Genomic DNA, 20,330 nt, shown 5'->3' with positions numbered 1-20,330 from the left:
GTGCTAGACTCGTCTCTTGGCTTTCCAGGCCGTTGTCGTGCTGTCGCAGAGCCTGGACATTCGTTCATAACCAATCGACTTTTCGCAGAAGGAAACCCGATGAAGGCAAACATCCACCCCGACTACGACTACGTGGTGTTCAATGACCTCGCCTCGGGTGAGAAGTTCCTCACCCGTTCGACGGTGAAGTCCGAGAAGACCATCGAGTTCGAGGGCGCGACCTACCCGGTCGTGGACGTCGAGATCTCGAGCGCCTCGCACCCGTTCTACACCGGCAAGCAGCGCATCATGGACTCGGCCGGCCGCGTCGAGAAGTTCAAGAACCGCTACGCGAAGTTCGGCAAGAAGAACTAGCCTCAGCGCTTCACGAGGTCCGGTGCTCCGTCGAGCGCCGGACCTCGTGCCGTGTCCGGCGGAGGGAGGAACGCCGGGCGGAATCCGGGGGACCGGGAAGGAAACGAGCCCACGCCCATGAACGACACCGCAGACGAACCCCGCTCCGCGTCCGGCACGAGGCCGCCGGCGGCACCGGCGGCCGCCCGGCGGAGCGGCATCGGCCTGCGCACGCGGCACATCCACTTCATCGCCCTCGGCTCGGCGATCGGCACGGGCCTCTTCTACGGCTCGGCGGGCGCCATCCAGGCGGCGGGGCCCTCGGTGCTGCTCGTCTACCTGCTCGGCGGCGCGGTCGTCTACTTCATGCTGCGCGGGCTGGGGGAGCTGGCGGTCCGGATGCCCGTCACGGGCTCCTTCGCCGAGTACGCGCGCCGCTTCCTCGGCGGCTGGGCCGGCTACCTCACCGGCTGGACGTTCGCGTTCGAGATGATTATCGTGTGCCTCGCGGACCTCACGGCCATCGCGATCTACATGCGGCTGTGGTTCCCCGACACGGATCAGTGGGTCTGGGTGGCGGCGACGCTGCTGATCGTGGGCGCCGCGAACCTCGCGAGCGTGCGCTGGTTCGGGGAGCTCGAGTTCGTGTTCACGATCGTGAAGGTCGCCGCCGTGGTCGCCATGATCCTCGGCGGGGCCGCGATCCTCGCCTTCGGGCTCGGCGGCGCGGAGGCCTCCGGACCGGCGAACCTCTGGGCGGACGGCGGCTTCTTCCCGAACGGGGCGGGCGGCATGATCTCCGCCTTCATCCTCGTCCTGTTCGCCTTCGGCGGCACCGAGATCATCGGCGTCGCGGGCGCCGAGGCCGAGCACCCCGAGCAGGCGGTGCCGAAGGCCGTGAACACCGTGCCGGTGCGCATCCTGCTCTTCTACGTGCTCGCGATCCTGATCATCCTGATGCTCAACCCGTGGCGCAGCATCACGGGCGAGGAATCGCCGTTCGTGCAGATCTTCGACACGCTCGGCTTCAACTGGGCCGCGGCGCTGCTCAACGTCGTCGTGATCACCGCCGCGCTCTCCGCGATCAACGCCGACCTGTTCGGCGCCGGCAGGGTCATCGCCGGCATGGCGCGGGAGCGCCTGGCGCCGAGGGGATTCGCGAGGACCGTGCGCGGGGTGCCGGTCATGACGACGATCGCGCTGCTCCTGGTCCTCGTCGTCGGCGTGGTCCTCAACTACGCGCTGCCGGACGAGGTCTTCACGATCGTCGCGGCCCTCGCCACGTTCGCGACGATCTTCGTCTGGCTCATGATCCTGCTCGCGCACGTCGCCTCGCGCCGGGGGATGTCGAAGGCCGAGGCCGCGGAGCTCGCCTTCCCGGTGCCCTTCTGGCCCTACGGGCAGTACTTCGCGATCGCCTTCATCCTCTTCACCTTCGGCATCATGGTGTGGCAGCCCGCGTATCACACGGCCCTGATCGTGGGCGTCGCCTTCATCGCCCTCATGTCGCTCGTGTACGTTGCCGCGGTCCGGCCGGGCCGGTCGAGCAGCGCCTCCGAGGGGGAGCGCTAGCTCGGACGGACCGGCCAGTCGCCCTCCGCGACGAACTCCGGATCCTTGGTGCGGCGCATGTACGCCTGGAAGTCCTCCGCCTGCTCGCGGGCCCATCGGACCTGCTGCTCGTGCAGGGCGTCCAGGGGGATCGCGACCTGCTCGGGGTACCGGCGCGCCAGCGCCAGCGCCACCCGTCCCGCCGCGAGCGAATCGGAGGCCGCGTCGTGCGCATCCATGAGCTCGACCTCGTACACCGCGGCGGTATCGGTGAGCGTGCGCTTGCCCCTGCGGTACTTGTCCACCGCCCGGTCGATCACAAGCGGGTCCACCACCTGGGGGCCCAACTGCGGCGGCTCGACGCCGTGCCGGCGGCACTCCGCCTCGAACAGCGTCAGGTCGTAGGGGGCGTTGTAGATCACGAGCGCGATGCCGTGCCGGGCGATCCAGGCGAGCGAGTCGGCGATCTTCTGCAGCACCTCGGCGATCGGGGCGCCCTCCGCGCGGGCGATCTCGGTCGTGATCCCGTGCACGGCGGCGGCCCGCTCGGGGATCTCGACGCCGGGATCGGCGAGCCAGTCGCTTCCGCGCTCGAGCTCGCCCTCCGCGTCGAGCAGGCCGACGAAGGCCGTGACCAGCCGCGCCTGCGCGGGATCCACCCCCGTGGTCTCGGTATCGAACACGGCGATGCGATCGGTCCAGGTCATCAGCTGCTTCCTCGGTCGACGGATTCCTGCGCGGCGCCGATCGCGGCGGCCGGGGCGCTCCCGGTGCGGCGACGGAACTCGCTCGCCTACACTCTTGCACGATGCGACCTTCGAACCCAATCCATGAACGGCTCGCCGACATCCCGGTCACGACCCGCACCCTCCCGCTGCTCGGCGGGCGCACGGCGATCTGGGACTACGGGCCCGCGCACGCCGAGCGCACGGTGATGCTGGTGCACGGCTTCCGGGGCACGCATCACGGGCTCGCGAATCTCATCGCCCTGCTGCCCGAGGTGCGGTTCATCGCCCCCGACCTCCCCGGATTCGGCGCGTCGACGCCCCTCGACCGGCCGCACTCGCTGGACGCCTACGCGGAGTGGCTGCTCGCCCTGCTCGAGGCCGAGGACCCGGCGGGCACGGCGACCGTGCTCGGGCACTCCTTCGGGTCGATGATCGTCGCGGCGGCCGCGGAGCGGCTGCGGCAGACCTCGATCGTCCTGGTGAACCCGATCGCGGAGAACGCGCTCGAGGGCCCGGAACGGCTGCTCACGAACCTCGGCGTGCTCTACTACCGGATCGGGGCGGCGCTGCCCGGCCGCCTGGGCCGGGCACTGCTCGGCGCGCCGGCGATCACCCGGATCATGAGCGAGGTGATGGCCACCACGCGCAGCCGCGCGCTGCGGCGGTGGATCCACGCCGAGCATCGGGAGCACTTCTCGGAGTTCGCCGATCGCGACGTCCTGCTCGAGGCCTTCAAGGCCTCGGTCTCGGACGACGTCCGCTCCCACGCGGGCGCCTTCCCTCCCGGCACGACGCTGATCGCGGGGGAGCGCGATCAGATCGCCCCGCCGGCCGCGTCCCGGCGCCTGCACCGGGCGATGCCGGGCTCCGATCTCCACCTCATCGGAGGGGTGGGCCACCTCATCCACTACGAGACCCCGATCCCGCTCGCACGGCTCGTGCGCGAGCATCTCGCGGCCCGGCCCGCAGCGCCGGCAGCCCTGCCGCAGCGGACGACACCGAAGGAGCAACGATGACCGACACCATTCCCGCCCTGGCCGGACCCCTGCCCGAGGAGGTCGCGATCGTCGGCGGCGGCGGGCAGATCGCGAGCATGCTGGCGGAGCTGCTCGTGCGCGACGGCGTCCGAGTGCGGTCGATCCTCCGCAGCGATGCGCGGGCCGGATCGCTCCGGGCGCTCGGCGCGGAGCCGGTGGTCTGCGACATCGAGCGCGAGGACGCCGACGGCCTCGCCGACGCGTTTGCGGACGCGGATGCGGTGGTGTTCGCCGCCGGCGCCGGGCCGGGATCCGGCGCCGCGCGGAAGCGGACCGTCGACCGCGACGGGTCCGTGAAGTCCGCGGACGCGGCGCTGCTCTCCGGCGCGATGCGATTCGTGCAGATCAGCTTCATCGGCGCGCAGGCGCCCACCCCGGAGGGCACCGAGGAGGTGTTCGCGGCCTACTGGGACGCCAAGCGCGAGGCCGACGAGGTGCTCCGCAGCAAGGCGCTCGACTGGACGGTGGTGAGGCCCGGCGGGCTGCTCGACGGGCCGGCGACCGGTCGGGGCGCGATCTCGTTCGAGCCCCTGCAGCGGGGCGTCAAGACCCGCCGCGCGGACGTCGCGCACGCCATCCGCCTCGTGCTCGCCGACCAGCGCACCGTGTGGCGCGATCTCGACGTCGTGGAGGGCGAGGCCCCGCTCGACCGGGCGCTCGACGCCGCGCTCGACGCGGCGGGCATCCGCTAGCCGAGGAGCGCGCGGGCGCCGTCGAGCACCTCGCTCACGCCCGCGTCCACGCGGAACTGGGCGAGGCCGTCGCAGGGCGTCGCGCCCCGGTTGACGATCGCGATCGGCTTGCCCTGGCGATGGGCGCGGTGCACGAGGCGCACGGCGGTGTTGACGGCGAGCGAGGAGCCCGCCACGAGCAGCGCGTCCGCCCGGTTGACGAGCAGCTCCGCGGCGCGCGCGTCCTGCGGCCTGACGAACTGGCCGAACATGACGATGTTCGGCGCGAGCATGCCCCCGCATACGAGGCAGACGGGCACCTCGAACTCCGCGAGCACGTCCGCGGGGATCTCGGCGTCGCCGTCCGGGTTCCCCTCCGCGCTCCGCGAGCATTCGAGGACGGCGGGATGCTCCCGCCGCAGCCGCCGGACCAGGGCGTCGCGGTCCTCCTCGGCGCCGCACTCGAGGCAGCGCACGGTGCGGAGGTGGCCGTGGAGCTCGACGACGTTCCGCGACCCGGCGCGCTGATGCAGGCCGTCGACGTTCTGCGTGGCGACGCCCGCCACGAGCCCCCGGTGCTCGAACGCGGCGAGGGCGAGATGCCCGCGGTTCGGATGCACGTCGTCGAACCGGCGCCAGCCGAGGGCCGCGCCGGCCCAGTACCGCCGCCGGCGCTCCTCCGAGGCGAGGAACTGCTGCCAGGTCATCGGCGTGCGCTTCGGCGCCCCCGGCGACCGGTAGTCGGGGATCCCGGAGTCGGTGGACATGCCCGCCCCGGTGATGACCGCCGTACGGCGCGCCCGGAGGAGATCCGCGACCTCCTCGGCGCCGGCCCTGACATAGCCGCTCGGCTCCACGCGTGTTTCGTTCACGCCCCGAAGATACCCGACCGGCCCCCGGCGTCCCGTCTGCGCGTGAGAGGATCGGGGGATGCGAATTCTCCCGATCGATTCGCTCGAGCATCCCGGCCTCGAGGACTACGCGCGACTCACCGACGTGGCCCTGCGCCGCAAGCTCGAGCCCGCGGGCGGCCTCTACATGGCCGAGTCCGAGAAGGTCATCCGCAGGGCGCTCGCCGCCGGCCATCGGCCGCGCTCGCTGCTCACCCAGGAGAAGTTCCTGCCCCAGGCGGAATCGCTCTTCGCCGCCTACCCCGAGGTGCCGGTGTTCGTCGGCGAGGAGCGGCTGCTCGAGCAGCTGACCGGCTACCGGATGCACCGCGGCGTGCTCGCGGCGATGCATCGGCCCGAGCTCCCGCGACCCGCCGACATCCTGCGCGAGGCGCGCACCGTGCTCGTCCTCGAGGACGTCGTGGACCACACGAACGTGGGCGCGGCGTTCCGGAACGCCGCGGGCATCGGCGCGGACGCCGTGCTCGTGACCCCCGAGTGCGCGGACCCGCTGTACCGGCGCAGCGTCCGCGTCTCGATGGGGACCGTGCTGCAGGTGCCCTGGACGCGGCTGCCCGAGTGGCCCGAGGCCGGGCCGCTCCTCCGCGAGCACGGCTTCGAGCTCGCGGCCCTCGCCCTCGCCGGGGACGCGGTGCCGCTGCGGGACTTCGCACGGAACCGGCCCGAGCGCGTGGCGCTCATGCTCGGCACCGAGGGCGAGGGGCTCAGCCGGGCCGCGCTGCGGGAGGCCGGGCATCGCGTCGTCATCCCGATGCACCACGGCGTGGATTCGCTCAACGTCGCCGCGACATCGGCCGTCGCGCTGTACGCGCTCGGCGAGGGCGGGGCTCCCGAGCCCCGGACCCGCGCGGATGAGGTTTCCGATGTCGGAGGCGGGGAGTAGCGTAGGTGGGTCCCGATCCGAGGACACGCATCCCTGGGTACGAAAGCGAGGCCGGATAGCCGCATGAGCACCGCTCAGACCGGTTCGAATCGTTCAGCGCACCAGGTCGGCACCTACGCCGCCGAGCACCTCTCTCCCGCGTTCCCGCAGCGGGCGCCGTGGGGTACCGCGGGCAGCCTGCGCGCCTGGCAGCAGGAGGCGCTCGCGCTCTACCTGGAGCGGCAGCCCCGCGACTTCCTCGCCTCCGCGACGCCGGGCGCTGGCAAGACGACGTTCGCCCTCCGGCTCGCGACGGAGCTGCTCGCCGACTCCACGGTGAACCGGGTGATCGTGGTCGCGCCCACGGACCACCTCAAGACGCAGTGGGCCGAGGCCGCGGCGCGCGTCGGCATCCGACTCGATCCGCGCTTCTCGAACGCGCAGGGCGGGATCTCCCGGGAGTACCACGGCGTGGCGGTGACCTACGCGCAGGTCGCGATGAAGCCCTATGTGCACGAGCACCTGTGCGGATCCGCCCGGACGCTCGTGATCATGGACGAGATCCACCACGGCGGCGACTCGCTCTCCTGGGGAGACGCGCTCCGCGACGCCTACGAGCACGCCGACCGCCGTCTCGCGCTCACCGGAACGCCCTTCCGCTCCGATACCGCGCCCATCCCCTTCGTGCGCTACGAGCCGGACAGCGCGGGGGTGCGGGTCTCGAAGGCGGATTACACCTACGGGTACGGCCGCGCGCTCGAGGACGGCGTGGTGCGCCCGGTCATGTTCATGGCCTACGCGGGCGACGTGCGCTGGCGCGACACCTCCGGCGAGGAGATGTCGGCGGGGCTCGGCGACGACAACACCAAGGACATCGTCTCGCAGGCCTGGCGCACCGCGCTCGACCCGAAGGGCGAGTGGATGCAGCAGGTGCTCGAGGCCGCGGACCGGCGGCTCGCCGAGGTCCGCGAGGAGGTTCCCGACGCGGGCGGCCTGGTCATCGCGACCGATCACCAGACCGCGCGCGCCTACGCGAAGATCCTCGAGCACCTCACGGGGCAGAAGCCCGCGGTGATCCTCAGCGACGACAAGGGCGCCTCCGACCGCATCTCGGAGTTCTCCGACTCCTCGGAGCGGTGGATGGTCGCGGTGCGCATGGTGTCCGAGGGCGTCGACGTGCCCCGACTCGCCGTCGGCGTGTACGCGACCAGCTCCTCGACGCCCCTGTTCTTCGCCCAGGCCATCGGCCGATTCGTCCGCGCCCGCCGCCGCGGCGAGACAGCGACGGTCTTCATCCCCTCCGTGCCCAAGCTCTCGGCGCTCGCGCACGAGCTGGAGCTCGAGCGGGATCACGCGCTCGATCGCAAGCAGGGCGAGGGCGACGACCTGGGCGCGGGCATGACGCCCGAGGAGAAGGAGCTCGCAGCGGCCCAGAAGGAGGAGCAGGCCTCGAGCGAGCTCACCGAGTTCGCATTCGAGGCGCTGTCCTCGGAGGCCCGGTTCGAGCGGGTGCTCTACGACGGCGGCGACTTCGGCTACGCCGCCGAGGTGGGATCGCTCGAGGAGCTCGAATACCTCGGCCTGCCCGGCCTGCTGGAGGCCGAGGAGGTGAGCGCGCTGCTCGAGGCGCGGGCGCAGAAGCAGGAGAAGATCCAGGACGCCCGCGCGCGCCAGCAGCTCGACGACGGGCACCGCACGGTGCAGCCGCTGCACCGCAGCCTCAAGGAGCAGCGCTCGCTGCTCAACTCGCTCGTCTCGGTGTATGCGCGGCAGCAGAACCTGCCGCACGGGAAGGTCCACAACGAGCTCCGCCGCACGTGCGGGGGGCCGGCGGTGGGGCAGGCCACCTCGCATCAGATCCAGCAGCGGATCGACCTGCTCCGCCGGCGCCTGCACTAGGGGCGGCGCGAGGGCGCCGCTCAGGTGCGCGAGCGCCTGCGCTGGACGAGCTTGAGCACCACATAGCCGACCACGACGGCGAGGACCGCGGCGATCACGACGTACTGGAACCAGCCGGCGGCCTCCTCGAGCACCTGCCAGTTCGCGCCGAGCAGGAACCCGCCGTAGACGAACACGGTGTTCCAGATCGCCGACCCCGCCAGGGTGAAGAGCCCGAATCGCCACCAGCTCATGCGCTCCACGCCCGCGGGGAGCGAGATCAGCGATCGGAAGATCGGGATCATGCGGCCGAGGAAGACGGTCCAGTAGCCGTGCCGGTTGAACCACGCGATGGTGCGATCGATGTCCTCCCGGTCGACCAGCGGCAGCGCGGCAAGGATGCGCACGGTGCGTTCGTGGCCGAGCCAGGCGCCCAGCCCGTAGAGCGCGTACGCGCCGACCACGGAGCCGGCGGTGGCCCACAGGAGCGCGGCGACCCAGGTGAACTCCGCCTCCGGCGCCCCCGCCGCGAAGCCCGCGAGCGGCAGCACGATCTCGGAGGGGATCGGCGGGAACAGGTTCTCGAGCAGCACCATCAGGCCCACCCCGGGAGCGCCGAGCAGGTTCATGATCGAGACGGCCCATTCGCCGATGGTGCCGAACGCGGAGCCGTCGCCGGAGGCCGCGAGGGCGTGCATGGTTGAGCGCATCAGGTCAGCGTAGACGGGCCGGTCCGCGGGATCTTGGGGGATTTCCCGAAGATCGCCGGGAAGCCGTCTCGGCGGGCCTCAGTGTGCGCGACGGCGGAGCTGCGGATACGGTGGGAGGGCCGATTCCGCCGAGGATCAGAAGGGGACGCATGGAGCACCACGAGGGGGAGGACCCGGACCGTGCCGAGGACGGGGCCGACTCGCCCGCGTACGGAAGACGCGGCAGGGCGCGCGCGTCGCGCGGGTTCACGACCGACCCCGTCACCCGCTGGCTGCGAAGGCTGTCGCTGCTGGCCGCCCTCGCGATCGGCATCGCGGTGCTCCTGCGGTATCCGTCCCTGCCCGAGACGATCCCGACGCATTTCAACGCCCTCGGCGAGGCGGACGGCTGGGGATCCCGGAACGCCGTCTTCGGCCTCGTGGCGGTCTTCGTGCCGATATGCGCGGGCGTCGCGTGGCTCTCGGCCTACCCGGGAGTGCTGCAGTACCCCTTCCCGGTCACCGAGGAGAACGCCCCGCGCGTGTACCGGGAGGGGGAGCGGACGATCGTGTGGCTCGGCATCGCGATCGCGCTCCTCTTCGGAGGGATCGCGGGAATCGCGGTCTTCCAGCTCCAGACGGCCGCGCTCATCGGCATCGGCATCGCGGGCTGCGTGGCGGTGCCGATCATCGGCGCGGTGAGGATGTCGCGCTCGCTGTAGTGGCGTCCGCCGCGGCGGCTCGGGCGGGTGCGCCTAGTTGAACATCCACGTGGTCATGCACGTGCCCGCGCCGATGACGAAGAGCGCGAAGATGCCGAGGGTGACCCAGGCCCGCGGCGGCAGGTTCTCGGGCGCCTCGTCGGCGGGGTCGACGAAGGGCCGCTCCTCATGAGCGCCATCGGCGACGGGGCGATCGGCGTGCTGCGGGGTCATGCCGCCCCCAGGAGTCTCGCGATGTCGGTGGCCAGCGCGATCGCGAGCACCACGAACACGACGGCGATGAACCAGGTGTACATCCACTTGGCCCGGTGATCGCTGGTCCAGAAGCGGCGGACGCTGATGACGCCGTTGACCGCCGCGACCACGCACAGGAGGATGCCGATCGGCGCGGCGAGGACGCCGGCGAACCCGAGCACGGGGACGAGGATCGGCACGAGCAGGTAGGTGATGAGGCAGCGCACGCCGGAGACCACCATCGAGATCTGGAAGCCCCGATGCGCCTCGCGCTCGTTCTTGACGGACTTCTCGATCGTGCGGACCCGCAGCAGGCGGCGCATGAAGCGATCGGCCCTGCTCCCGGCGGGGGCTTCTTCGACGTGCTCCGGTCGAGTCGTCGATATGCTCGTCGAGCTCATCCGTCTCCTCTGCTCGATGCGAGCCCAGGGAGCCGACGGCTCCGTACCCGCGACGGTGGATGCTGCCGCCATCCTACCAAGCGGTCGGCTATTCGGCCTCGATCAGCTTGCCGCTTTTCGCGACCTCGGGGTCCGTGCAGGAGGAGAGGTCGAAGCAGCAGGGGCGGCGCTTGCCGCTCCGCAGCTTGTCGATGCCGACTTCGACGCGCCGGGCCCGGGTGGCGGGGTTCTTCGTCGCGCCGACCCACCGCATCCATTCCCACCGCGCCATCGGGGTGATGTCCTCCCAGAGCGGCAGCACATCGGGGGCCGCGTCGAGCGCGGCCCGGAAATCCTCGGCGAGCTCGGGCTCGGGCCACGCGTCGGCCGGCCGCAGCTCGACGGCGACCGCCGCCCCCGTCTCGAGCTCGGCCCCGAGCGCCTCGTCGATCCGGAGCCAGTGCCCGCGCCGGCCGTCGGGCTCGACGACGGTCGCGAACGGCCGGTCCTGGACGACGGCCGAGGCGGCCACCTGGCCGCGCGAGGGGAGCGCCGCACTGGCGTCCTCGGGGAGGCGCACGAGGGATCGGTCCCCGATGCGCTCGAGGCGACCCCGGAAGCGGATGGGTTCGGCGGTGGCGTTCATGGTGTGCTCCGTTCGAGCGGGATCGTACGGATCTCAGCGTAGACGCGCCGACGGCGCGCCGCTTCTCGATTCCTGATCCGCCGCCGATCGGTCCGGCCCGGAGACCCGTCCGCGGCGACCAGCCATAGCGCGGGACTATCGCCGCATTCGCCCGCGCCGCCTACCGTCGCCGGCGCGATGTCCATACAATCGGGGCACCGCACGCCCCGAATCCGAGAGCCCGCATGCCCGCCTCCGTCAGCACGCACCATCCGCAGCCGAACACGCCCGCCGCGGAGGAGCTGGCCCGCGTCCAGCGGCGCACCATGGTCGTGCTCGTGATCACGCAGATCATCGGCACCGTCGGCGTCGGCGTGGCGCCCTCGATCGGCGTGCTGCTCGCGGGGGAGGTCACCGACAACGAGGCGTGGGCGGGCCTGGCACGGACCGCGAGCACGCTCGGCGCGGCCCTGCTCGGGCTCCCGCTCGGCACCGTCGCGGCGCGCCTGGGGCGGCGCTTCGCGCTCGCCGGGGGATGGTGGCTCGCCGCGGTCGGCAGCGGCATCCTCGTCGCCGCCGCCCAGGGGAGCCTCGTCGTGCCGCTGTTCATCGGCCTGCTTCTGATCGGCTCGGGCTCCGCGGTCGCCCTGCAGTCGCGCTTCGCCGCGACCGATCTCGCGCCGCCCGAGCACCGCGCCCGTTCGCTCTCGCTCATCGTCTGGGTCGGCACGCTGGGATCGGTCCTGGGGCCGAACCTCGGCGCGCCGGGGGAGCTGCTGGGCGCGCTGACCGGGTTGAACGTGTTCGCGAACGCGTTCCTGCTGGCCGCCGTCTGCCTCGCGCTCGCCGGCACGATCGTCTTCCTGCTGCTGCGGCCCGATCCGCTGCTGACCCTGCTCTCGAGCGAAGCCGGGGCGAGCGCCGCGCGGCCGGCCCGCTCCCGCGGCCGCATCCGGATGATCCTCGGCGAGATCCGGCGCAATCGGCCGGCCAGGATCGCGCTCATCGCCATCGTCGTCGCGCAGGTCGTCATGGTCGCGGTCATGACTATGACCCCGGTGCACATGGCGCATATGGGCGGGACCGTGACCATCGTCGGCATCGCCATCAGCCTGCACGTCGCGGGCATGTACGTGCTCTCGCCCCTCGTGGGGTTCCTGGCCGACCGCTTCGGCCATCGGCTCCCCATCTGGATCGGCATCCTCGTGTTCGCCGCGTCGCTCGCGATCGGGGCGGTCTGGCCGGACGACGGCGGCTGGGTCATCGTCGGGCTGGTCCTGCTCGGCGTGGGATGGTCCTTCGTGAACGTCTCGGCCTCCGCGCTGTTCAGCTCGTCGATCTCGACCGAGGTGCGCGCGGCCTCGCAGGGCGGCGTGGACGCGCTCGCGAACCTCTTCGGCGCCACTGCGGCCTTCGCGGCCGGCCCGCTCCTCGCCGTGAGCGATTTCTCGGTGCTCTCGCTGCTCGCGCTGACGGTGCTGCTGCCGCTCGCGGTGCTCGTGCTGCGGCCGATCCGCTGACCGCCGCCGGCGCCCGGGAGCAGATGCCCCCGGTCTGCGTTAGATTATATGCAAATGCATGAACCGGGGTGGCGTCGGCCGCCCCTCGAGGAGCGCACAGCATGGAATTCGGCATCTTCAGCGTGAGCGACGTCACGCGCGACCCCACGACCGGCCGCACCCCGAGCGAGGCCGAGCGCATCGACGCCGTCACGAGGATCGCGGCGAAGGCGGAGGAGGCGGGGCTCGACGTCTTCGCGATCGGCGAGCACCACAACCCGCCGTTCTTCTCCTCGTCGCCGACGACGCTGCTCGCCTTCATCGCCGCACGGACGGAGCGGCTGAAGCTCAGCACCGCGACCACGCTGATCACCACGAACGACCCCGTGCGGATCGCCGAGGAGTACGCGATGCTGCAGCACCTGTCGAAGGGGCGCACGGATCTCATGCTCGGTCGCGGCAACACCGCGCCGGTGTATCCCTGGTTCGGGAAGGACATCCGCTCGGCCCTGCCGCTCGCGCTCGACAACTACAACCTGCTGCACCGGCTCTGGCGAGAGGACGTCGTCGACCACAGCGGGAATTTCCGCACCCCGCTCCAGGGCTTCACCTCGACGCCGCGCCCGCTCGACGACGTGCCGCCCTTCGTCTGGCACGGCTCCATCAGGACGCCGGAGATCGCGGAGCAGGCCGCGTACTACGGCGACGGATTCTTCGCCAACCACATCTTCGCCCCGTCAGGGCACTCGCTCCGGCTCGTCGACTTCTACCGCGAGCGGTACGAGCACCACGGCCACGGCAGGGCCGAGGACGCGATCGTGGGGCTCGGGGGACAGACCTTCATCGCCAAGCGATCCCAGGACGCGCGCGAGGGCTTCCGGCCGTACTTCGACGAGGCCCCCGTCTACGGCCGCGGGCCGGGCATGGAGGAGTTCATGCGGCAGACGCCGCTGTCCGTGGGCAGCCCGCAGGAGGTCGTCGACAAGACGCTCTCGTTCCGGGAGACCTTCGGCGACTACCAGCGGCAGCTGTTCCTCATCGATCACGCCGGGCTGCCGCTCGAGACCGTGCTCGAGCAGCTGGAGCTGCTCGGCGAGGAGGTGGTCCCGGTGCTCCGCCGCGAACTCGCGGACGTGCGCGACCCCTCGGTGCCGGAGACCGCCCCCTCGCACGCCGAGCTGGTGCGCCGCAAGTACGGCGAGGAGGAGCCCCGGCGGCCGAGGCCGCGGCCGAACCGCGGCGACAACGTGACGGGAGGATCGCCGTATCTCGACGCCCGCGATGGACGCGGCTGCGCGCTCGACTCCCGGGACCTGCCCATCGCGTGAGGCTCGGGGCCGTTCCCGGGCGACAGGTTCGGCCGAGTCGCGCGGTATGCGGCGGATCGTCGAGCGGTTCGGCATCGCAGCGCGCGCCACGGCGTCGCCCGTCGCTCAGTCGGCGATCCGGGCGACGGCCGCGCCGATCGCGTGCAGCACCGTGCGATCGTGCCGGGAGCGCGCTCCCGGCACGTAGCGCAGGCGCTCGATCGTGCCGGCCGAGAATCGGAACGATCGATGCCGCTCGTGCAGCTCCCAATCGACCGGGCCGCCGTAGTCGTAGCCGACGCTGATGCCGGTGAACGGCGCCATGCCGAGCAGCATCGGGACGGCCGAGAGCTCCGCGGCCGGCTCGTCGTCGACGTCGAGGCGGATCCGCCAGCGCAGCCCCTCGATCTCGTCGAAGCGAAGACGCAGCTCGTGCGGGCCCGGTACGAGGTCGGCGCCGCGCGCGCGGTGCATGTCGCCGTAGGCGTTGTAGGAGAGGAGCGGGGCGCCTGCCTCGATCGCGAGCAGATATCCGCCGCCCTGGTCGCCGTGGGCGACGATCACGCCCGCGGCGCCCGCGTCGAGGCGAACCCTCGCCTCGACCGCGAACGACTTGAGCACCGTGAGCTTCGACGCCCGGAAGCGCTCGAGCGGCGGGCGGAATGCGACGAGCTCGGCCGGCGCCTCGAGCGCAGCCTCGGTCTCGGGGCGGTTCGCGTGGAGCGCGCCGTCGTCGAGCGGGAAGACCGCGTTGTCCCACGCCTCCTCGCGCCAGCGCGCGGCGAGCGCCGCGACGCGCTCGGGCTCGTCCGGGGCGAGGTCCCGGGACTCGGTCGGGTCGTCGGCGAGGTGGTAGAGCTCCCAGCGCCCGCCCGCGGCGCCGGCGGCGCGCGTGGGCGGCTCGGGGGAGACCGCCTTCCAGGCGCCGTCGATCATGGCGCGCCTGCCGACGCACTCGAAGTACTGCTGCTCGCGGCCCTCGGCGCCGGGGTCGTCGAGCACGTCGGCGACGCTGCGGCCGTCCGCGGGCCGCGCCCGTCTGCCGTGGCGCTCCGCGAGCGCCGGCACCCCCGCGAGCTCGAGGACGGTCGGAGCGAGGTCGGAGACGAACACGAACTGGTCGCGGAGGCCCCTCGCCTTCGCGGGGGCAGCCGGCCACGACACGACGAGCGGCGCGTGCACGCCCCCCTCGTAGGTGGAGGACTTGAACGACCTGAAGGGCGTGTTCGACACGCGGGCCCACCCGGTCGGGTACTGGTTGAAGACCTTCGGCCCGCCGATGTCCTCGGGGTCGAGCGGCACGTCGCGCACCCAGTCCTCGGGGACGGGGGCGGAGTGCCCGAACTGCGCGAAGTAGCTGCGGGTGCCGCTCGGGCCGCCCTCGGCGGTGCCGCCGTTGTCGCTCGCGATCATCACGATCGTGTTCTCGAACTCGCCGAGGCGCCGGAGGTGCTCGACCAGGCGCCCGACGCTCTGGTCGACCTCCTCGACCGCCGCGGCGTAGGCCTCCATGTGCCGGGCGAACAGCAGCCGCTCGTCCTCGTCGAGCGATTCCCAACGCGGGATCCGATCCCCGTCGGCGATCGCGTCGGCGGGCAGCTCCGCATGATCCGGCACGATGCCGAGCTCCCGCTGCCGGGCGAAGCGGGCCTCGCGCAGCGCGTTCCACCCGGCCTCGTATCGACCGCGGTGCCGCTCGATGTCTGTCCGCTTCGCCTGGATGGGGCCGTGCACCGAGGTGTGGGCGTAGTACAGGAAGAAGGGCTTGGTCGCGTCGTTCACGCGCAGCTCGTCGAGCATCGCGAGGGCCTCGCCCGTGAGCTCGTCGGTGAGGAAGTAGCCCTCGGGGAACTCCTCGACGTCCACGACCGAGTTGTCGCGCACGAGCCGATGCGGATGATGGAGGGAGGTGAAGCCGTCCATGCTGCCGAAGTAGCGGTCGAAGCCGCGCTGCAGCGGCCACGACGACTTGTCGGCCGCGTCGTGCAGGCGGGACTCGAGGGTGAGGTGCCATTTGCCGACCGCGAAGGTCGCGTAGCCTCCGGCCCGCAGCGACTCGGCGAGCGTCGGCGCGTCCTCCGGCAGCTCGCAGGTGAAGCCCGGGTAGCCCGGATCGGTGTGCGCGACGAAGCCGAAGCCCGCACGGTGCGGGTTCAACCCGGTCATGAGCGCGGCACGGGCCGGCGAGCACATCGGGGCGGTGCGGTAGTTCGTGAACACCCAGCCGTCGCCGGCCAGCGCGTCGATGTTCGGCGTCGGGATCTCGCCCCCGAACGGACCGAGATCGCTGAACCCGAGGTCGTCCACGAGCATCACGACGACGTTCGGCGAGCCCTCCCGAGCCTTCGGCCGCTCGGGCCACCACGGGGTCGACTCGGAGGCGAACTCGGCGATCCGGCCGCCGAAGCCCTCGTACGCCCGGTACGGCGGCGGTCCGCCCTCCGTACCCGATTCGCGTCCGCCGGCCGCCGTCTCGTCCGCCACCCGTCAACCCGCCTTCCGGATGAGCTCGAGGATCTCGGTGCGCAGCTCGGCGAACTCGGGGATCGAACGGGTGGTGATCTGGTCGCGCGGCCCGCCGAAGTCGATCTCGAGCACGCGCGTGACCCGCGCGGGCCGCTCGCCGAGCACGACGACGCGGTCGGAGAGGTACACGGCCTCATCGATGTCGTGGGTCACCACCACGATGGTCATGCCGAACTGCTCGCGGATGCGCAGGCAGAGATCCTCGAGCTCGAATCGGGTCTGCGCGTCGACCGACGCGAAGGGCTCGTCCATGATGAGCACCTCCGGCCGGTAGGCGATCGCGCGGGCGATCGCCACGCGCTGCTGCATGCCGCCCGACAGCTGCCAGGGGTACTTCTGCTCCGCGCCCGCCAGCCCGACGGCCGCCAGCGCCGAGGAGATGCGCTCCTCCTGCTCCCGCTTCGGCAGGCGCAGGTGCTTGAGCGGCAGGCGCACATTCTTCTCGACCGTGAGCCACGGCATGAGCGAGCGCGTGTACTCCTGGAAGACGAGCGCCATCTCCTCCGGCGGCCCGTCGATCGGGTGCCCGTCGATCTCCGCGCGGCCGGCGGTGATCGACTGCAGTCCGGTGAGGCACTTGAGCAGCGTCGTCTTGCCGATGCCCGAGGGGCCGACGATGCACACGATCTCGGCGGCCGCGACGTCGAAGGTGAGATCCGCGATGACCGGCACCGCGCCCTTCTTCGTCTCGTAGGTCTTCGCGAGCCCCTTGACGCTCAGACGCGGTGCGTCGAGCCGGCTCCGGGATTGGGTGGTCATGCGTTCTTCTCCTGCTTCTGGGAGGCGATGTACCAGCGCAGCACGCGGCGCCGGAAGAGTACGAAGAGTGCGGTCGCGGCATAGCCGAGCACGCCCAGCGTGAGGATGCCGACCCACATGTCGGCGATCATGAACGACTGCTGCGCCTGCAGCGTCATCGCGCCGAGGCCGTTCGAGGAGCCGAGCATCTCGGAGGCGATCATCACCACGAAGGCGGCCATCAGGCCCACCTGCATGCCCGAGAGGATTCTCGGCGAGGCCGCCGGGAGCACGGCCGACTGCAGCCGGTCCAGCCAGCCGATCCGGTACACCCGCGACACCATGCCGAGCGTCGGCTCGGCGCCCTTGATGCCGTCGATCGTGGAGATGAGCACCGGGAACAGCGCCGACAGGGTGATCGAGAGGATGCGCGTCTCGTTGCCGAACCCGATGAGCGACACGAAGATCGGCACGAGCGCGACCGGAGGGATCGCGCGGAAGAAGTGCACCGTGGGCTCCACGAGCCACGCGATCGGCTTCACGAGCCCCAGCGCCGCGCCGAGCACGACCCCGAGCGCGCTCGCGAGCACGAACGAGAGCAGGAGGTTGCCCACCGAAGCGCCCACGTTCGTCCAGAACACGGGCGTCTGGAGCAGCTGCCACATGCGCTCGAGGATCGACTGCAGCGGCGGGAAGAACGTGTTCGTCGAGTTCGCCGACGCCAGCCACCACAGTGCGAGCAGCAGGATCGGCACGAGGATCTCGACGCCGATGAGCACGCCGCGCGGCACACCGCTGCGGCGCTGCTTACGAGCGACCCTGGTGCGGACCTGAATCGAAGAGGTGAACGTCATCAGACCGCCGCCTTCCGGTATTGCGGGTGCCAGTGCAGCAGGCGCTGCTCGCCCCACTGCGCGAGCCCCTGCACGATGAGCCCCAGGATTCCGAGGATGAGCACGTAGGCGAACAGCTGGGGCTGATTGCCCGAGATCTGCGCGAGGAGCAAGGACTGCCCGAGCCCGGGCCCGCCGCCGAGCAGGCCGGCCACCACGGCGATGATGAGCGCCGTCGGCGCGGCCACTCTGATCGCCGTCCCGATGTACGGCAGCGCGCTCGGCAATACGATGCTCGACAGGATCTCGCCGGACCGCATCCCGTAGGACCGTCCCGTATCCCGCGTCACCGGATCGGTGTCGAACACGCCGGCGGAGGTCTGCACCGCGATCGCGATGAAGCTCCCGAAGAACACCAGGAACGTGCCCATCTGGGCCGTCGGCCCGAGCACCAGCACGACGATCGGCAGGATCACGATCGGCGGGATGGGCTTGAGGAACTCGAGGGGCACCCTCGTGGCGTGCATCGCGACGGGGGAGACGCCGACCGCGATGCCGATGATCACTCCCGCGACGGCCGCGAGCACGAGCCCGCCGAGCGCCATCGCCAGGGTCGCCCCCGTCGCCTGCCACATCTCGGCGGTGCCGAGCAGCTCGAGCATCGCCGCGATGGAATCGCTCGCGGGAGGCAGCGGCGACGAGGCCATCGGGCCGACCGCCGCCAGCTGCCACGCGCCCAGCGCGACGGCGATGCCGAGCGCGCCCGCGCCGTACCGCAGCACACGGGTCCGCCGCATGTCAGCCCCCGTAGATGACATCGTCGAGGTCCACCGGCTCGGGCAGGAATCCGAGGTTCACCATCTTCTCGTTCGGCGTCTCGAGGTTCTCGGGCAGCACCTCGGTGGGCCAGACGGGAACCTTCACCTGATCGATGGCGAGTTCGGAGTTCGTGTAGTCGAGGCCGGCCTGCATGGCCTCCTCCGGGTGCTCGGTCGCGTACTCGTTCGACTTCACGATCGCTCGCTGGAATGCCTCGATCGCCTCCCTGTCGCCCTCGATCGTCGATGCCCCGGACACCCAGAGGCCCGTCGCGCCGGTCTCGAAGAAGGAGATCGACGGGGCCGAGATCTGGACGGCGCCGATCTCCTCGGCCTCGATGGTGAACGGGCTGACGAGGCCCGCCGCGTCGACGGTGCCGTTCTGCAGTCCCTGGACGGCGGAGGTGAAATCGAGCACCACCCACTCGACGCCGGTCGACGGATCGATGCCGGCCTCCTCGAGCTCATTCGCGATGACCACCTCGAGCTGGGCGTTGCGCGCGGGCACGGCGATGGTCTTGCCCTCGAGGTCCGCGACGGACGCGATGCCGCTGTCGGCGCTCGCGAAGAGCCCGGTATCGTCGAATTCGGCCGGATCGTCGATGGCCTCGGCAGTCGCCGGGTAGCCGTCGGCGGCGCCGATCACCTGGACCGGCACTCCCTGGCTCAGCGCGTTGAGCAGCGGGATGCTCGGGGTGTAGGTGATGTCGACCTGACCGCTCTGCGCGGCCGCGAGCCCGGCCGGGGGATTCGCGACGATCGAGGTCTCGATCTGGAGTCCCTCCTCCTCGAAGAACCCCTGCTCGATCCCCGTGAGCAGGCTGCCGTCGGAGGTCAGGCCGATCGTGGCGACCTTGAGGGTCGTGAGTCCGCCCTCGCCGCCGCCCTCGTCGCTGCCGCCGCCCGAGGAACAGGCGGTGAGGGCGAGCGCCGCGGTCGCGGCGAGCGCGAGCCCTCGGATGAGGCGGTTGGTCTTCTTCATGGCTTACGACTCCTTTGTCGGTTCGGCGCGGGGCCGGAGACCCGCCGCCGGATAAAACACCAAATGGTGACCCAAGAATAATCTCCAAGTGGTGACTTCAAGTAACGGCGAGGTAACGATTCGTCTCCATGTGGTGTTTTTCCCATCGCGCTCGCGCCGATCATCGGGAACGGCCGCCTTTCCCGGAATAGGATCGGGGGAGACCAGGGAGAGGTGGAAACGCACCATGCCGAAGATCGTCGACCACGAAGAACGACGTGCGCACATCGTCGCCGCCGTCACGCAGATCATCGTCAGGGACGGGTTCGATCGCGTGACGATGCGCGAGATCGCCGCCGAGGCCGGCTACGCCCACGGGGCCATCTCCCGGTACTTCCCCGACAAGCAGAGCCTCCTCACCGCCGCCTTCCTCCGGGTCTTCAACGACTCGCACGAGCGCACGCTGGAGCGGGTCGAGGGGCTCCGGGGACTCGACGCGCTGCGGCTCATGACCGAGGAGCTGCTGCCGTTCGAGGAGGACGGGGCGAACCGCTCCCGCGTCGTGCTCTCCTTCTGGGACCGCGCCGCGCAGGACGAGCGCCTGTGGCAGATCCATCACGACAACATCGTCAGCCGCCGTGCGCTGATCCGCCGCTTCCTGACCGAGGCGGCGGAGGACGGCGAGCTCGACTCCGGGATCGACATCGAGAACGCGGTGAACCGCGTGTCCGCGCACAACGCCGGATGGCAGATGCTCGCGGTGCTCGTACCGGAGGCCGCCACCGAGGAGAGCATGGCGAACAGCATCTCCGCGGTCATGGCCTCGCTGGGGGCGCGGCCTGCGGCGCAACCGGATCCGGCCGAGACCCGCGAGCCCGAACCATCGGCCCCCGTCGAGCCGTCGGAGGAGCGCAGCGGTGACGCAGCCGCCGCCTGACGCCTCGTGCTGCGCGCCCCGTCGGGCACGTCCGACGGGCGGGGCCGCCCCGGAGGCAGCGGGAGAATCGCCAGCCCCTCGAGTCCGCCC

General features: G+C 71.4%; 21 protein-coding genes. 10 read left to right on the top strand and 11 right to left on the bottom strand.

Features of this window, described 5'->3' with window-relative positions:
- Positions 1 to 99: 99 nt before the first annotated feature.
- On the top strand, positions 100 to 354 hold the full coding sequence (locus FM112_RS02765; RefSeq protein WP_087003116.1) for a type B 50S ribosomal protein L31: 255 nt from the start codon (positions 100 to 102) through the stop codon (positions 352 to 354).
- Between the two features lie 117 nt (positions 355 to 471).
- Positions 472 to 1,905: an amino acid permease gene (locus FM112_RS02760; RefSeq protein WP_087003113.1), complete on the top strand. Its 1,434-nt coding sequence runs from the start codon at positions 472 to 474 to the stop codon at positions 1,903 to 1,905.
- On the opposite strand, the gene FM112_RS02755 is transcribed toward FM112_RS02760, so the two are convergent.
- A complete protein-coding gene (locus FM112_RS02755) occupies positions 1,902 to 2,591 on the bottom strand; it encodes a 3'-5' exonuclease (RefSeq protein ID WP_176386636.1) in 690 nt (229 codons plus the stop codon). The genes FM112_RS02760 and FM112_RS02755 overlap by 4 nt on opposite strands.
- 101 nt (positions 2,592 to 2,692) lie before the next feature.
- Between FM112_RS02755 and FM112_RS02750 the strand changes: the two genes are divergently transcribed.
- Positions 2,693 to 3,628, top strand: a complete 936-nt coding sequence (locus FM112_RS02750) for an alpha/beta fold hydrolase (protein ID WP_087003110.1) — start codon at positions 2,693 to 2,695, stop codon at positions 3,626 to 3,628.
- The gene (locus FM112_RS02745) at positions 3,625 to 4,341 is read left to right on the top strand and encodes an NAD(P)H-binding protein (RefSeq protein WP_087003107.1); all 717 of its coding nucleotides are present in this window, start codon (positions 3,625 to 3,627) and stop codon (positions 4,339 to 4,341) included. Before FM112_RS02750 ends, FM112_RS02745 begins: the two co-directional genes overlap by 4 nt.
- Here the strand turns inward: FM112_RS02745 and FM112_RS02740 are convergent.
- Positions 4,338 to 5,192: a Sir2 family NAD-dependent protein deacetylase gene (locus tag FM112_RS02740; RefSeq protein WP_254910341.1), complete on the bottom strand. Its 855-nt coding sequence runs from the start codon at positions 5,190 to 5,192 to the stop codon at positions 4,338 to 4,340. The two genes, FM112_RS02745 and FM112_RS02740, sit on opposite strands and share 4 nt — an antisense overlap.
- Positions 5,193 to 5,250: 58 nt before the next feature.
- Here FM112_RS02740 and FM112_RS02735 point away from each other — a divergent pair, with 58 nt between their 5' ends.
- Complete coding sequence (locus tag FM112_RS02735) at positions 5,251 to 6,114, top strand: RNA methyltransferase (RefSeq protein WP_087003103.1); 864 nt, start codon at positions 5,251 to 5,253, stop codon at positions 6,112 to 6,114.
- 63 nt (positions 6,115 to 6,177) lie between these two features.
- Positions 6,178 to 7,992: a DEAD/DEAH box helicase gene (locus tag FM112_RS02730; protein ID WP_087003100.1), complete on the top strand. Its 1,815-nt coding sequence runs from the start codon at positions 6,178 to 6,180 to the stop codon at positions 7,990 to 7,992.
- A 20-nt stretch (positions 7,993 to 8,012) separates the two neighbouring features.
- On the opposite strand, the gene FM112_RS02725 is transcribed toward FM112_RS02730, so the two are convergent.
- Entirely contained in the window at positions 8,013 to 8,681 is a 669-nt protein-coding gene (locus FM112_RS02725; RefSeq protein ID WP_254910340.1) for a DedA family protein, read from the bottom strand.
- A gap of 149 nt (positions 8,682 to 8,830) precedes the next feature.
- Here FM112_RS02725 and FM112_RS02720 point away from each other — a divergent pair, with 149 nt between their 5' ends.
- Positions 8,831 to 9,382, top strand: coding sequence for a DUF1648 domain-containing protein (locus tag FM112_RS02720; RefSeq protein WP_087003094.1), 552 nt, complete (start codon positions 8,831 to 8,833; stop codon positions 9,380 to 9,382).
- Between the two features lie 33 nt (positions 9,383 to 9,415).
- Here the strand turns inward: FM112_RS02720 and FM112_RS02715 are convergent, their stop codons facing one another.
- The 3 genes from FM112_RS02715 to FM112_RS02705 form a co-directional block, all read right to left on the bottom strand.
- A complete protein-coding gene (locus FM112_RS02715; protein ID WP_087003091.1) occupies positions 9,416 to 9,595 on the bottom strand; it encodes a hypothetical protein in 180 nt (59 codons plus the stop codon).
- Positions 9,592 to 10,017: a hypothetical protein gene (locus FM112_RS02710; protein ID WP_217874400.1), complete on the bottom strand. Its 426-nt coding sequence runs from the start codon at positions 10,015 to 10,017 to the stop codon at positions 9,592 to 9,594. The genes FM112_RS02715 and FM112_RS02710 overlap by 4 nt, the downstream gene beginning before the upstream one ends.
- Before the next feature lie 88 nt (positions 10,018 to 10,105).
- Positions 10,106 to 10,642 (bottom strand): YdeI/OmpD-associated family protein, encoded by a 537-nt coding sequence (locus FM112_RS02705; RefSeq protein WP_087003084.1) that lies wholly within the window; start codon positions 10,640 to 10,642, stop codon positions 10,106 to 10,108.
- Between the two features lie 224 nt (positions 10,643 to 10,866).
- Here FM112_RS02705 and FM112_RS02700 point away from each other — a divergent pair, with 224 nt between their 5' ends.
- Together FM112_RS02700 and FM112_RS02695 are read left to right on the top strand one after the other, a co-directional pair.
- A complete protein-coding gene (locus FM112_RS02700) occupies positions 10,867 to 12,141 on the top strand; it encodes an MFS transporter (protein WP_087003081.1) in 1,275 nt (424 codons plus the stop codon).
- A gap of 101 nt (positions 12,142 to 12,242) precedes the next feature.
- Positions 12,243 to 13,448, top strand: a complete 1,206-nt coding sequence (locus FM112_RS02695) for a CE1758 family FMN-dependent luciferase-like monooxygenase (protein WP_087003078.1) — start codon at positions 12,243 to 12,245, stop codon at positions 13,446 to 13,448.
- A gap of 105 nt (positions 13,449 to 13,553) precedes the next feature.
- Here the strand turns inward: FM112_RS02695 and FM112_RS02690 are convergent, their stop codons facing one another.
- The 5 genes from FM112_RS02690 to FM112_RS02670 are packed head-to-tail and all read right to left on the bottom strand — an operon-like array spanning position 13,554 to position 19,324.
- Positions 13,554 to 15,911 carry an arylsulfatase gene (locus FM112_RS02690; RefSeq protein ID WP_087003075.1) on the bottom strand — a complete coding sequence of 786 codons (2,358 nt, stop codon included), beginning with the start codon at positions 15,909 to 15,911 and terminating at the stop codon, positions 13,554 to 13,556.
- A 3-nt stretch (positions 15,912 to 15,914) separates the two neighbouring features.
- Complete coding sequence (locus FM112_RS02685) at positions 15,915 to 16,712, bottom strand: ABC transporter ATP-binding protein (protein WP_087003071.1); 798 nt, start codon at positions 16,710 to 16,712, stop codon at positions 15,915 to 15,917.
- Complete coding sequence (locus tag FM112_RS02680; RefSeq protein WP_087003068.1) at positions 16,709 to 17,545, bottom strand: ABC transporter permease; 837 nt, start codon at positions 17,543 to 17,545, stop codon at positions 16,709 to 16,711. Before FM112_RS02680 ends, FM112_RS02685 begins: the two co-directional genes overlap by 4 nt.
- Entirely contained in the window at positions 17,545 to 18,321 is a 777-nt protein-coding gene (locus FM112_RS02675) for an ABC transporter permease (RefSeq protein ID WP_087003066.1), read from the bottom strand. Before FM112_RS02675 ends, FM112_RS02680 begins: the two co-directional genes overlap by 1 nt.
- A 1-nt stretch (position 18,322) precedes the next feature.
- Positions 18,323 to 19,324, bottom strand: coding sequence for an ABC transporter substrate-binding protein (locus FM112_RS02670; protein WP_087003063.1), 1,002 nt, complete (start codon positions 19,322 to 19,324; stop codon positions 18,323 to 18,325).
- A gap of 226 nt (positions 19,325 to 19,550) precedes the next feature.
- Between FM112_RS02670 and FM112_RS02665 the strand changes: the two genes are divergently transcribed.
- The gene (locus tag FM112_RS02665) at positions 19,551 to 20,240 is read left to right on the top strand and encodes a TetR/AcrR family transcriptional regulator (protein ID WP_087003059.1); all 690 of its coding nucleotides are present in this window, start codon (positions 19,551 to 19,553) and stop codon (positions 20,238 to 20,240) included.
- Positions 20,241 to 20,330 lie beyond the last annotated feature (90 nt).

Origin of the sequence: Gulosibacter sp. 10 (assembly GCF_900163695.1) — a bacterium.
In the GTDB taxonomy this organism is placed as follows: domain Bacteria; phylum Actinomycetota; class Actinomycetes; order Actinomycetales; family Microbacteriaceae; genus Gulosibacter.
The sequence above is the reverse complement of the archived record's forward strand: the minus strand, read 5'-3'. Positions and strand labels throughout refer to the sequence as shown.

What these genes read in the sequence shown, in the direction of transcription:
- FM112_RS02685 (WP_087003071.1), bottom strand. Translation starts at nt 16,712, where the DNA reads ATGACCACCCAATCCCGGAGCCGGCTCGACGCACCGCGTCTGAGCGTC.
- FM112_RS02705 (WP_087003084.1), bottom strand. Translation starts at nt 10,642, where the DNA reads ATGAACGCCACCGCCGAACCCATCCGCTTCCGGGGTCGCCTCGAGCGC.
- FM112_RS02720 (WP_087003094.1), top strand. Translation starts at nt 8,831, where the DNA reads ATGGAGCACCACGAGGGGGAGGACCCGGACCGTGCCGAGGACGGGGCC.
- FM112_RS02680 (WP_087003068.1), bottom strand. Translation starts at nt 17,545, where the DNA reads ATGACGTTCACCTCTTCGATTCAGGTCCGCACCAGGGTCGCTCGTAAG.
- FM112_RS02675 (WP_087003066.1), bottom strand. Translation starts at nt 18,321, where the DNA reads ATGCGGCGGACCCGTGTGCTGCGGTACGGCGCGGGCGCGCTCGGCATC.
- FM112_RS02715 (WP_087003091.1), bottom strand. Translation starts at nt 9,595, where the DNA reads ATGACCCCGCAGCACGCCGATCGCCCCGTCGCCGATGGCGCTCATGAG.
- FM112_RS02665 (WP_087003059.1), top strand. Translation starts at nt 19,551, where the DNA reads ATGCCGAAGATCGTCGACCACGAAGAACGACGTGCGCACATCGTCGCC.
- FM112_RS02750 (WP_087003110.1), top strand. Translation starts at nt 2,693, where the DNA reads ATGCGACCTTCGAACCCAATCCATGAACGGCTCGCCGACATCCCGGTC.
- FM112_RS02700 (WP_087003081.1), top strand. Translation starts at nt 10,867, where the DNA reads ATGCCCGCCTCCGTCAGCACGCACCATCCGCAGCCGAACACGCCCGCC.
- FM112_RS02755 (WP_176386636.1), bottom strand. Translation starts at nt 2,591, where the DNA reads ATGACCTGGACCGATCGCATCGCCGTGTTCGATACCGAGACCACGGGG.
- FM112_RS02695 (WP_087003078.1), top strand. Translation starts at nt 12,243, where the DNA reads ATGGAATTCGGCATCTTCAGCGTGAGCGACGTCACGCGCGACCCCACG.
- FM112_RS02735 (WP_087003103.1), top strand. Translation starts at nt 5,251, where the DNA reads ATGCGAATTCTCCCGATCGATTCGCTCGAGCATCCCGGCCTCGAGGAC.
- FM112_RS02760 (WP_087003113.1), top strand. Translation starts at nt 472, where the DNA reads ATGAACGACACCGCAGACGAACCCCGCTCCGCGTCCGGCACGAGGCCG.
- FM112_RS02670 (WP_087003063.1), bottom strand. Translation starts at nt 19,324, where the DNA reads ATGAAGAAGACCAACCGCCTCATCCGAGGGCTCGCGCTCGCCGCGACC.
- FM112_RS02725 (WP_254910340.1), bottom strand. Translation starts at nt 8,681, where the DNA reads ATGCGCTCAACCATGCACGCCCTCGCGGCCTCCGGCGACGGCTCCGCG.
- FM112_RS02745 (WP_087003107.1), top strand. Translation starts at nt 3,625, where the DNA reads ATGACCGACACCATTCCCGCCCTGGCCGGACCCCTGCCCGAGGAGGTC.
- FM112_RS02765 (WP_087003116.1), top strand. Translation starts at nt 100, where the DNA reads ATGAAGGCAAACATCCACCCCGACTACGACTACGTGGTGTTCAATGAC.
- FM112_RS02710 (WP_217874400.1), bottom strand. Translation starts at nt 10,017, where the DNA reads ATGAGCTCGACGAGCATATCGACGACTCGACCGGAGCACGTCGAAGAA.
- FM112_RS02730 (WP_087003100.1), top strand. Translation starts at nt 6,178, where the DNA reads ATGAGCACCGCTCAGACCGGTTCGAATCGTTCAGCGCACCAGGTCGGC.